Origin of the sequence: Acidithiobacillus ferriphilus, assembly GCF_018854775.1 — a bacterium.
In the GTDB taxonomy this organism is placed as follows: domain Bacteria; phylum Pseudomonadota; class Gammaproteobacteria; order Acidithiobacillales; family Acidithiobacillaceae; genus Acidithiobacillus; species Acidithiobacillus ferriphilus.
Genome location: NZ_JAAZTY010000004.1, coordinates 1 through 11,835 on the forward strand (window position 1 = coordinate 1; position 11,835 = coordinate 11,835).

An 11,835-nucleotide genomic window follows, 5' to 3' on the forward strand; every position below is an offset into this window, starting at 1 on the left:
CCGGGTGATGCCCGAGACGCTGGCGGGCCTGCTCCAATACGTCGAATTCACCGTGTAAGCGCGACAGAACATCAAAATCTGCGCTGAGCTCCGTACCGCAATGGTGCTCCCGCAGCCATGCCCGCACATCCGGCCAAGCCTTGCGTTCGACATGCTGCAGCAAGTCCGCACGTAGCGCACCTTCCAGACCCGCCGCGTCCGCCAGCGCCTGGGAAATACCCACATGCCCGATATCCAGCAACAAATTCGGTACTGCACAGTGGATGAGGCTCTCCACCATCAGAGAAAGGACCTCCAGATCTCCCTCCGGACCATCCACCCCGAAAAGCTCGGCCCCTATCTGAAACGGGGCACGGCTCCCACCGAGCAAATCGGGCCTGGCGCGCAGCACTGTGCCAGCATAAGCCAGACGTCGAAGCTCCTTCGCGGAGGAGGTCTGGGCGTCTATACGGGCCATCTGCGGCGTCATATCCGAACGCAGGCCCACCAGCCGACCACTGTCCTGATCCAACAGTTTCCAGGTCTGCAAGTCGAGATCTGCGGCACTTCCAGTCAGCAAACTCTCCAGATGCTCCACCAGGGGTGGGATAACCTGGTGATAGCCCCACTGTGCGTAGAGATCAAGCAAAGCCCGGCGACAGTACTCCAGCGCCTCCGTACGTGCAGGGAGGACGTCTTCAAAACCACTCGGCAACAACCAGGTTGGGGGAGATTCAGGACGCGTCATTTGCCTGCCGGCTCCAGCGAATGGCGAAAATATTTAAAAAATGGCGAATCCGGGCTAAGCACAAGAATATCCTTGTCCCCCAGGCTGTGACGATATGTTTCCAGGCTGCGATAAAAAGAGAAGAATGCTGGATCTTTGCCATATGCCGCACCGTAGATAGAAGCCGCCTCAGCATCCCCCTGCCCCTTTAACTCTTCCTGTTGCCGATAGGCATCCGCCATAATCTGGGTTTTTTCCTTGTCCGCGCTGGCGCGAATTTCGGCGGCATCCGCGGCTCCCCGCGAGCGATAAGCATTGGCCTCCTGCGTACGTTCAGCCTCCATCCGTTTGTAGACGGCCTGCAGCACCGCCGGGGGCAAACCCACCTGCATAATGCGCACATCGACCAGATGCACGCCAAGGGATCGAAGGCGCCGATTGGCCGCCACCAGCACCGGCTCCGTTATCTTCTTCTGGTTACCCTGTATCACCGACGCCAAGGTCATTGTACCGATCTCGCCCCGCAAAGAAGAGCGCACAATGTCACCAATCTGGCTTTGTGCGCTCGCATCGTTATGCAGGCGGGTATAAAAAGCCAGTGGATTGACTACTTGCCATTCGGCAAAAAAACTGATGAGCACCGGCTTTTTTTCGGCCGTCAAAAATGATTCCGGCTGCGTACTGTAGCTTGCTAAACGATTATCGATGAACTCCACATTTTGCACCAGCGGCCATTTCATATGGAGCCCAGAAGCTTCCGTCACCCGTACCACTTTACCAAACTGCAATACTACCGCGGTCTGGGTCATGCGCACCGAATAAAAGCTCGCGGAGGCCAGTAACAACAAGGCGAGCACCACAACAATCAAACTCCAGGCCCAGTTCTTCATGATCTGGCTCCCGAGATCGGAATTCGCAAAGGCGCCGGGCTGCTCGTTAGTGCTACCGGCGAGGGGATGGACACAACTGGCGCCGTGACTGCTGCAGAGTTCGTCGGACTCTTGACCGCCATGGGGGCCTTGACGGGCATGTGGAGATAAATCACGGGCTGCCCCTTGCTCTCAATAATCACTTTCTGGGTATGACTCAGAATATCCTGCATGGTGTGTAAGTACATCCGTTCACTCACCACCTTTGGATTTTTCTGATAGGCCTGGAGGATGTCCGTGAAACGTGCGCTATCCCCCTTGGCACGATCCACTACCCGCTGCTTATAGCCCTCGGCATTCGTCACCATGGCGTTAGCATCTCCTTGAGCATCGGGAATCACCGAACTCGCATAAGCTTGCGCCTCGTTACGCACCCGCTCCATATCCTCACGTGCGGTCGTCACCTCCGTAAACGCTGGCTGGACCGCCTTGGGGGGGGCCACCTGCAGTAGTTGAACAGAGTTGACGGTAACCCCCGCATGGTAGCGATCCAGCAGATTTTGGGTGATCTGCTGGGCCTGCTGTTCAATCGCGCCTCTAGCGGATGTCAGCAAATCGTCAATCTTGCTACGCCCCACCAACTCACGCATGGCGGACTCCGCACCATACGAAATCAATTGATCCGGATTCGTGGTGGCAAACAGATAATGACTGACATTGGTAATTCGATACTGCACGGCAAAACGGACATCGACCACGCTTCCATCCGCAGTCAGCATCATGCCGGGGTTCAGTGAATCAGCGGCACCACCATAGCCCAGAATCAGACGATGGCTTTGCGCTACTTTAGGCAGATACACACGCTCAAAAGGGAATGGGAGCCGATAGTGTAAACCGGGCTGGCTGATGCCAACCTCTTTGCCAAAACGTAGCACCACCCCCTCTTCATCGGGTCCCACGACGTAAATACCCGAGGCAACCCAGAACAGAATCAGTATCGCAACTGCCAGAAAAGGTAGCAATTGCAGCCACTTGCGATCCATCTTCGAACCGCCGCCACGGCCACCACCAGAACCAAAAATACCACCCAGTTTTTTCAACTCTTGGGTGATTTTCTGGATGTCAAAAACCGGCTTTTGCGCATTGGGACGTCGTCCCCATGGGTTATTATCGTTCTTGTTTCCGTTTCCGCCCGGATCACTCCACGGCATACCACTCTCCTTCCTCAGCCATCGGCCGGTATTGTAGGGGGCGCATCCATCGCCTGACAACCGCTACTGTGCATTTGCGCACGCATGCGCCGCCAAGTGAGGTCATCAATATCAAAAATCAGATGTGCCATGCCCTGATCATCAAAGCTTTCCTCAACAATACTGGCCACGCGGTGTAAGCGGGCACGCAAGGCACCCTCTTCAGGCGTCAACGTCAGTTCTGCACGTAGCATGGATCGCCCTACACGCTGCGTCATCGCCCGCAGCAACTCGGGTATACCGGCACCAGAGCGGGCGCTGACACGCACCGCCATCAGGTTGCCAGAGCCTTCATATACATTTCCTGGTGCATCTCCTGTCAAATCCACCTTGTTGAGCACCAACAGACGAGGGATCTCATCTGCGCCGATTTCTGTCAAAACCGCATCCACCGCGGCAATTTGAGCATCACGGTCGGGAGCGCTCCCGTCTACCACATGGAGAAGTAACTGCGCTTGGTTCACCTCTTCCAAAGTCGCACGAAAAGCGGCGATCAAATCCGTCGGCAAATCACGCAAAAAACCGACGGTATCGGCCAGAAGAATGGCTTCGTGCCCCGCAATTTGCAAACGCCGTATGGCGGGATCGAGGGTCGCAAACAGGCGATCAGCGGCGTAACTGGAACTTTCCGTGAGGGCATTGAAGAGGGAGGACTTACCGGCATTCGTATAGCCGACCAAAGCGACCGTTGGTAGTGGTGCCCGCTGACGCGCCCGCCGCTGAGTTGCCCGATGCGCAGCCACCTTGACCAGACGTTCGCGCAGGGAGCGAATACGCTCGCCGATGAGACGACGATCCGTTTCCAATTGTGTCTCACCCGGACCTCTCAATCCGATGCCGCCGCGCTGGCGTTCCAGATGGGTCCAACCGCGGATGAGGCGTGTCCGCAAGCGTGTCAACTGCGCCAATTCCACTTGCAATTTGCCTTCGTGAGTATGCGCTCGTCGCGCGAAAATATCGAGGATGAGACCCACCCGGTCGACGACCCGGCACTGGAGGGCGCGCTCCAGATTGCGCTCCTGCACAGGACTCAGGACCCGATCGAAGAGCACGAGGTCTACAGACAAATCGGAAACCTGCTCCGCCAGTTCGGCTACCTTGCCACGCCCCAGAAAAGTCGCCGGATCGAGACGATCGCGCTGCACGGAAAGGAATGCCAACACCTCCGCGCCGCTGTCTGTGGCCAAATGTGAAAACTCTGCCCCATCGTCGGGATCAGTCTCACCCTGTAATACCACATGGACGAGCAAAATCCGCTCCTGAGGCGCGGCTACAGCAACTGCGGTATTCGCCAGAATCAGGCCTCTTCTTCCGTACTGCTCTCGCCTTCACCTTCTGGCAAGGGCAAACGCACATCGCGACCGGGAACCACCGTAGAAATGGCGTGTTTGTAAATCATCTGACTCACATTGTTGCGCAGCAATACAACGAACTGGTCAAAGGACTCCACAAAGCCTTGCAGCTTGATACCATTCACCAGATAGATGGCGACAGGAACGTGCTCTTTACGCAACAGGTTGAGAAAAGGGTCCTGAAGAACTTGTCCTTTTTGTTGTCCGGCCATTTTTTATCTCCTTGAACTATAGCTTCATGGCGCTTCTAGGGTAGTGAAAAAGCCTGTGGGACTCCTTGCACTGCAGGGCAATTAGACTAACTCAAAAACAAAGCAAATGCCATGCTTGTGCAGCCGCGATACAGTACATCTGCCCAGGGCGAAGCGGCAATCAGCTTTTGTCATGAATTGACCTGTCGCACGCTTCCCATTACGTTAGATGCAAAATCAGACAGCCCCAGGCACCCCTAGTTGTCAGTGGACGACCCGGTGGTCATCGCCCCTGATGTGGCACCCAATAAGGAGACGGAACCGTGGAAAAAACGACCATCAATGACAAGGCGCTCCGCGCCCGCGTCAAACTGCTCGGCAATTTGCTGGGCGAAGTCCTGCGCGAGCAAGCCGGAGCCCGGGTATTCAACGCCGTAGAACAGCTTCGCCAGGGATACATCCGTTTGCACAAAAAAGAGGATCTCCGCCTGCGTAGTCGTCTCGCGCGCTTCACGGATGCGCTGCCCCAAGATGATCTCGTGCTGGTGATACGCGCATTCAATACCTACTTTAGCTTGGTCAACATTGCGGAAGAAGAGTTCCAGCACCTGCATCGCCGCCGCTTGCTACAAAAGAAGGATGGGCTGTGGGTCGGTTCTTTCGAAGAAACCTTCCGCGAACTGCAAAATCAAGGTATCAACTCCGGGCAAATACAATTTCTCTTGGATCAAACGCGCTACCTGCCGGTATTCACGGCACATCCCACCGAATCCAAGCGACGGACGGTACTTCATGGTTTGCGCCGCATCTTTGTAGCCAGCAAAATGCTCGACGATCCATCGCTCAATGATGAGGAAGAACAGGATGTTCTCGACAATTTAAAGGCGCAAATCCAGATTCTCTGGGAAACCGAGGAGGTGCGTGCCAACCGACCACAGGTGCAAGATGAGGTCGAGAACGGCCTTTTCTACTTCCGCGACAGCCTCTTTGAAGCGGTGCCGCGCACCTATCAGGCGGCGCGGCGTGCGGCGCGACGGGTCTTTGGCAATGACGATATCGACATCCCGGCTTTCATCCGCTTCGGCTCCTGGATCGGTGGTGACCGCGATGGCAATCCCAATGTGACGGCGGCCATTACCGGTTGGGCCTTGCGTACCCAAAGCATCGAAGTGTTGCGTGAATATCAGCGACGCTTAAACGATCTCTACCAACTGCTCGGGCATTCCAGCCGTTTCTGCGCCATTTCTCCCATCCTGCTGGCCTCCCTGGAACGTGATGCCGATGACTTCCCGGAACTCGCCGAATGGGTGGATCAACGCTTTCCCAGCGAGCCTTATCGGCGCAAACTGCGCTACGTGATGACGCGCCTTGATCTGCGGCTCCGGCAGTTGGAAAATGGTCAGGTCCTCAACGAATCCTCTGGTCCGGCTTATGCGGCCGCGGAAGATTTCCTCGACGATCTTCTGCTCGTGCGCGACTCCTTGCGGGGCCACAATGATGACTACATCGCCGATCACGAGGTGCAAGACATCATCTGGCTGGTTCAAACCTTCGGTTTTCATCTGGCCAACCTGGATATTCGTCAGGAATCCACCGTACATTCCCGCACCATCGCTGAACTTTTCGCAGCCGTGCCCAGCTTCGTCAACTACCTGGAACTACCGGAAGAGACTCGCCTGCTGGTACTCTCGGAAGCGCTGCGCCGACCCGGTCCGCTGGTAGAAAAACAGCCCGATCTGTCGCCAATGGCGGCCGAGACCTGCGCCATGTTCCGTTGCATCGCCCAGTTGCGTCGTGAAGTCAGCGCAGCCGGTTTCGGCAATTATGTGATCTCCATGACACACGAGGCCAGCCACATCATGGAAGTGCTGGTCCTCGCCAAAGAGTTCGGCCTGGCCGGTTGGTCACGACAAGGGCTCTACAGTGAGATTGCCGTCACGCCACTCTTTGAGACCATCCACGATCTCGAACGCATGGACACGGTGATGTCCACCTTGCTGGACAACCCGGTTTATACCGAGATCCTCCGCAGTCAGGACGATACCCAGGAGGTCATGTTGGGATATTCGGACTCCTGCAAGGATGGCGGCATTCTCTCTTCCAGTTGGTTCCTGTATCAGGCGCAAATGCGGCTGGCTGCCCTGGCAGACAAACGCCGGATTCAGGTGCGTATCTTCCACGGCCGCGGCGGCAGCGTGGGGCGCGGTGGCGGCCCCACCTACGAGGCCATTCTGGCCCAACCGCCGGATACCGTACGCGGACAGATCAAAATCACCGAGCAGGGAGAGGTGCTCTCCTTTAAATATGCCAATCTGGAGACGGCGATTTATGAATTGACCGTGGGTGCGGCCGGTCTCATCAAGGCGAGCATTGGTTTGGTTCGGTCCGTATCCAGTGACAACCCGGACCACCTGCGGATTATGACGGAGCTAACCCGCACCGGAGAGGCGGTTTACCGTGACCTGACTGAAAACACGCCGGGCTTTATGGATTATTTCTACGAGGCCACCCCGCTTAACGAGATCGCCCACATGAACATCGGGTCGCGTCCCTCCCATCGCCAGCGAGGGGATCGTTCCATGTCTTCTATCCGGGCTATCCCATGGATTTTCGCCTGGGCCCAATCGCGGCATATTCTGCCGGCCTGGTATGGACTGGGTTCGGCACTCGCCCAGTGGCGGGAGGACAAGCCGGAGCGCTTGCAAGTTTTACAGGATATGTACCAACAGTGGCCATTCTTTCGGGCACTCATGAGCAATATCATCATGGCCATGGCCAAAACGGATATGGCTATCGCCGGCGAATATGCCGGTTTACCCAGAGATCAGGAGGTTGCCGCCGGCATATATCAGAAGATTCGTGCCGAATTCGAGCGCAGCTTGGCCGAGGTACTCGTCATGACCGAATCAAAGCAACTACTCGCCGACAATCCGACCTTGGCGTTTTCCCTACAGCGACGCAATGTCTACATGGAGCCACTCAACCATATTCAACTCGCCTTGCTGCACCGTTATCGCAACGATGACGCACCGCCCGAGTTCCGCGAGATATGGCTGGACCCCCTGTTGCGCACCATCAATGCCATTTCTGCCGGACAGCGCAACACCGGATAAGGAGGAGATGCGTGTCTCTGCCAGAATTAATCCTCGCGTCCGCCAGCCCTTACCGCCAGGAATTGTTGCAACGTCTGCAAATTCCATTCCGCGTGGAAGCTTCGGCGATCGATGAAACCCCATTACCGGACGAGGCGCCAGAGGCCCTCGTCTGTCGGCTGGCAGAGGCCAAGGCGCAGGCCGTGGCGCACCGCAATCCCCAGGCAGTGGTTATCGGCGCCGATCAGATGGCGGTCTGTGGTACCCGCATGCTCGGCAAACCGGGGAATGCCGAACGGGCCGTGGAACAACTGGGCTGGATGCAGGGTCAGGCCGTCGAATTTCTCAACGGCATTGCCATTGCCGCCGCATCCGGCACAGAAATATTTCTGGTGCCCTATCGGATCGTCCTGCGCACTCTAACGAGCATAGAGATTGAGCGTTATGTAGCGCGAGACCAGCCACTGGACTGCGCCGGAAGTTTCCGCTCCGAGGGGCTGGGCATCAGTCTGGTGAAGCGCATGGAAGGAGAAGACCCCCACGCATTGATGGGTTTGCCGCTGATCACCCTCTGTCGAGGGCTGCGCAAACTCGGTTACCCGCTACCATAACCCCCTGAAAGGACATTAAAAAGGGGCATCACTATGATGCCCCTCCGATTGCGCAAAGCAACTGGCTTAACCCCAGTTGTCTCCGCCGTCATCCAGTCCGAAGTCGTCATTGGACGCCAACTGGTCATTGCCCCAAGAATCGTCCGTCAAGCCCAGGTCATTGTCGCTGCCATCACCGACTGCATTACCCGATTCGTTGTCGTGTCCAAACAGACTGCCTGCCAGTGCCTGCCCGGCTGCCAGTCCGGCGCCCACACCAACACCAGTGGCAATCCCGGAAGCCAGACTGGACCCCAGCCCACCCCCCTGCTGCGGCATGCCGCCCATGGCCCCACCCGGGTTCACGGGACCATAACCGTTCATGCCCCCGAAAGGCGCGGAAGGCTGTCCACGGTAAATCATGCTCGCCTGCTGGCGGCGGCGCAAGAACATGGATATCAGCGCAATGAACGCGACGAGCCCCAGGAAAAACGCCAGCACTGTACCCCAGTGACTTTTTTTGCCGACCTTACCAATCGGTTTATTCACATGACTCTGCAATGATTTCTTAAAAGAGGTCAGCACCTGCGGTTTCACAAAGGGCATGTCGGGTGCAAGTTGCTCCGATTTCTGCAAGGCCGCTGCCGCCCCGGCCCAGTTACCCTGACGCGCCAAAATACGCGCTTCCAGATATTGCGCTTCTGCAGATTGCGGATGTGCCACCAATACTTTCCGCATCATGCTCTGCGCTTGATCCAAACGACCCGCCTGCACAGCCTGCGTGACTTGTGCTACACTCGGCTCAGCCCACGCTGCCGGTGCGACCAGCATCAAGGCAATGGCAATGAGTCCAAAAAGTTTTAATTGCATACGCTCCTCCAACCAAAATGTCGTGATCTGAATATGCGGTGAAACCCTGTCTAAATCAAGAGCATCACACACGCGGGATCAGCAGGCATTTTTGCCCGCATCGCTCAGCAACCGGCTCCCTGCGTTTACTACGAGAAAAATGCCGGGTAAGTTTGACAGCAGATGGAATTATCGCCATTATACTGACCGGTCGGTATAGGCCTGTGAGAGGTGTTGCTGTGCAAAAACCATTGCCAAGACCCATTGCCGCGGCACTGGCTACCGTGCTGGCAGGGAATCTGGCGGCCTGCAGCTTCGAGCCGCCACTGCGTGTTCCCCAGGCGCCACTGGATAAAACACCCTATACCGCTGCTGCGCGCATCAAACAAACGGTAGCGCCCGGGGGTGGTCCTGCTGGCCAGGCTCAGGAGATGGAATATGGCAAAGAACTCCACGAAGAATGGTGGAAGCTCTTTCACGCCAAAGCGCTGGACGAATTGATCGCCGTCGGGCTGAAAAACAGCCCGACCATCGCCCAGGCACAGGCGCAACTGCGCGAAGCGCAGGCCACCGCGAAAGTGAATGGCAGCATTTTTTACCCGCAGATAACCGGCAATCTTCAGGCGAATCGCAGCAAGGCCAGCGCCGCAGCCTTTGGCAGGAGCGGCGGTTTTCACTACTCCCTGATCACCGGCAGCGTCGGCGTTACCTACTACCCGGATATTTTCGGCGTCAACCGCCTGGTGTATCGCAACAGTGAAGCCTTGGTGAAGTATCAACAGTGGGAACTGGAAGCGGCACGGCTGACTCTGACCGGCAACATTGTCACCACCGCCATCGATGAGGCGGCGACGGAAGGTCAGCTTCGTGCCACCGTGGCCATCATTGCCCAGGAAAAGAAACTTCTGCAACTGACCGAGAGCCAGTACCGGGCGGGAGCCATCGGCTATGTCAGCGTGGTGAATCAACGCAGTCAACTGGCCACTGAAATGGCGACGCTGCCACCGCTGAAGCAGCAACTTGCCATCTATCGTCATGAGCTTGCCATTCTGGTGGGAAACTTTCCTGCGAACGCCAGACGCAAAAGCTTTACCCTCGAAGAGTTGCAACTGCCGGAAAAACTGCCGATAAGCCTCCCCTCGCAATTGTTGAAGCAGCGTCCGGATATCCGCGCCGCACTCGCGCAGATGCGGGCGGCGAATGCGATGATCGGAGAGGCGCGTGCGCAGTTTTATCCTACCGTCCAACTCAGCGCCGCATTCGGCGCCACAGCAACGCACCCGGGGCTGTTTTTCAACCCGGTGAGCAGCATCTGGAGCCTGGTGGGTGCCCTGTCGCAACCGATTTTTGAGGGCGGAAAATTGGAGGCGCAGAAAGCCGAAGCGCACGCCGCTTATGACGTAGTATACGCCTCTTACAGAAGTACGGTGCTCAGCGCCTTTGATCAGGTAGCGAATGCCTTGCGTGCGGTGGAGCATGATGCACAGACTCTCGCGGCGCAGCGAGAAGCGTTTCTGGCAGCCACCCAGGCGTTGCAACTGGCCCAGGCGAGCTATCGGGCGGGAGCCTCTGATTATCTCACCCTGCTGACCTCCGAAGTACAGTATGATCATGCCCGGATTGCTGAAATCAAGGCTGAGTCGCAGCGCTATCAGGATACCGCGGCGCTGCTCGTCGCTCTGGGTGGTGGCTGGTGGAACAAACCGGGGCACCGAGCCCCCCGCACCGCCGGCGTCCCACAAAATTCCCATTCAGATGCCGGTACATTGCCGGTAACGCAGGCTAACCCATGAGCAATCATGCATTCAGCACAGCCATCCGCCGCGGAGACTGGTCATGAAAAAAGCATTCATTATTGTCATTATCGTCCTACTCATTGTTTTTGGAGGTATTTTTGGCTTCAAGATCTTCGTTAACGAGAAGATTTCCGAGGCCATGGCGCACATGCCAAAACCCGTCATGACGGTCAGCGCTACCGCGGCCAAAACAGAACTTTGGCATCCTCGCCTGCAGGCCATAGCTTCTCTGGCGGCGGTGCAAGGGGTGGAAATCACCCCGCAGATAGCCGGCAATGTGACCGCCATTCATTTTCATTCTGGTCATCATGTCCAGGCAGGTACGGTGCTGGTGCAAATTGACGACAGCAACCAGCTGGCACAACTGGCGAGCGATGAGGCACAACTTCGTCTGGCACAGATCAATCTACACCGCACCCACGAACTGATTGCCACCAAAGCCGCCAGCCAATCACAACTGGATTCCGCTGTGGCTACGTACCAAAGCAGCGTGGCTACGCTCAAAAATATTCGTGCAACACTGAACAAGTTGGCCATCCGCGCGCCCTTCAGCGGTTATCTGGGCATCCGCCAGGTGAATATCGGGCAATATCTCACACCCGGCACCAAGATTGTCGACCTGCAATCTTGGGATCCGCTCCATGCGAATTTCACCTTACCGCAAAGTAAGCTACGGGATATTCATGTGGGCACGCGGGTGCAAGTCGAAACCAATGCACGCCCGGGTCAGATTTTCGACGGAAAAGTGACCGCATTGGGAGCATCGGTGAACAGCGCGACACGGCAAATTGCGGTGCAGGCCACCATTGCCAATCCGCAAGGTGTATTGCGCCCCGGACTTTTTGGCGAGATCACCGTAATCCGCAATATCGAAGAAAAAGTGTTGACGGTGCCCGTCTCCGCTCTTTCTTATAACACCTTCGGCAACTATGTGTATGTGGTTAAAAAGGTGACGCAGGATGGCAAGACCGTGGAAGTTGCTCATCAACAAGTCATCAAGAGCGGCAAGGAGCGTAATGGACAGGTGAATATCGTCTCTGGCCTTAAGGCCGGTGATATGGTCGTCACTGCGGGACAGGTAAAACTGGTGGATGGCAGTCTCGTCAAGATCAGCAACGAGAAAGATGCATGAGGCGCAGA

At 56.6% G+C, this 11,835-nt stretch carries 10 protein-coding genes; 4 read left to right on the forward strand and 6 right to left on the reverse strand.

Going from position 1 to position 11,835, the window contains the following annotated elements; all coding sequences use genetic code 11:
* From HF921_RS00155 to hfq, 5 genes are all read right to left on the reverse strand, one after another.
* The coding region (locus tag HF921_RS00155; protein ID WP_215893078.1) for an ATP phosphoribosyltransferase regulatory subunit at positions 1–727 on the reverse strand (727 nt) is incomplete at its 3' end.
* Positions 724–1,596, reverse strand: a complete 873-nt coding sequence (gene hflC / locus HF921_RS00160) for a protease modulator HflC (protein WP_064219821.1) — start codon at positions 1,594–1,596, stop codon at positions 724–726. The genes HF921_RS00155 and hflC, both read right to left, overlap by 4 nt.
* Positions 1,593–2,786, reverse strand: coding sequence for an FtsH protease activity modulator HflK (hflK, locus tag HF921_RS00165; RefSeq protein ID WP_064219822.1), 1,194 nt, complete (start codon positions 2,784–2,786; stop codon positions 1,593–1,595). The genes hflC and hflK overlap by 4 nt, the downstream gene beginning before the upstream one ends.
* A 14-nt stretch (positions 2,787–2,800) precedes the next feature.
* Positions 2,801–4,075, reverse strand: coding sequence for a ribosome rescue GTPase HflX (gene hflX, locus HF921_RS00170; RefSeq protein WP_226834229.1), 1,275 nt, complete (start codon positions 4,073–4,075; stop codon positions 2,801–2,803).
* Between the two features lie 47 nt (positions 4,076–4,122).
* Positions 4,123–4,389, reverse strand: coding sequence for an RNA chaperone Hfq (gene hfq / locus HF921_RS00175; RefSeq protein WP_064219824.1), 267 nt, complete (start codon positions 4,387–4,389; stop codon positions 4,123–4,125).
* A 302-nt stretch (positions 4,390–4,691) separates the two neighbouring features.
* Between hfq and ppc the strand changes: the two genes are divergently transcribed.
* Positions 4,692–7,481, forward strand: a complete 2,790-nt coding sequence (gene ppc, locus HF921_RS00180; protein ID WP_064219825.1) for a phosphoenolpyruvate carboxylase — start codon at positions 4,692–4,694, stop codon at positions 7,479–7,481.
* A gap of 11 nt (positions 7,482–7,492) precedes the next feature.
* Entirely contained in the window at positions 7,493–8,071 is a 579-nt protein-coding gene (locus tag HF921_RS00185) for a Maf family protein (RefSeq protein ID WP_064219826.1), read from the forward strand.
* A gap of 66 nt (positions 8,072–8,137) precedes the next feature.
* Here HF921_RS00185 and HF921_RS00190 read toward each other — a convergent pair whose 3' ends face one another.
* Complete coding sequence (locus HF921_RS00190; protein WP_215893079.1) at positions 8,138–8,920, reverse strand: tetratricopeptide repeat protein; 783 nt, start codon at positions 8,918–8,920, stop codon at positions 8,138–8,140.
* 218 nt (positions 8,921–9,138) lie between these two features.
* On the opposite strand from HF921_RS00190, the gene HF921_RS00195 reads away from it, so the two are divergent.
* Together HF921_RS00195 and HF921_RS00200 are read left to right on the forward strand one after the other, a co-directional pair.
* On the forward strand, positions 9,139–10,692 hold the full coding sequence (locus HF921_RS00195; protein ID WP_215893080.1) for an efflux transporter outer membrane subunit: 1,554 nt from the start codon (positions 9,139–9,141) through the stop codon (positions 10,690–10,692).
* A 43-nt stretch (positions 10,693–10,735) separates the two neighbouring features.
* Complete coding sequence (locus tag HF921_RS00200; protein ID WP_064219448.1) at positions 10,736–11,827, forward strand: efflux RND transporter periplasmic adaptor subunit; 1,092 nt, start codon at positions 10,736–10,738, stop codon at positions 11,825–11,827.
* The last annotated feature ends 8 nt before the right edge of the window (positions 11,828–11,835 follow it).

Excerpts from the sequence above, each read along its gene's own strand:
- hflK (WP_064219822.1), bottom strand. The coding sequence starts at position 2,786 with ATGCCGTGGAGTGATCCGGGCGGAAACGGAAACAAGAACGATAATAAC.
- hfq (WP_064219824.1), bottom strand. The coding sequence starts at position 4,389 with ATGGCCGGACAACAAAAAGGACAAGTTCTTCAGGACCCTTTTCTCAAC.
- hflC (WP_064219821.1), bottom strand. The coding sequence starts at position 1,596 with ATGAAGAACTGGGCCTGGAGTTTGATTGTTGTGGTGCTCGCCTTGTTG.
- HF921_RS00200 (WP_064219448.1), top strand. The coding sequence starts at position 10,736 with ATGAAAAAAGCATTCATTATTGTCATTATCGTCCTACTCATTGTTTTT.
- HF921_RS00190 (WP_215893079.1), bottom strand. The coding sequence starts at position 8,920 with ATGCAATTAAAACTTTTTGGACTCATTGCCATTGCCTTGATGCTGGTC.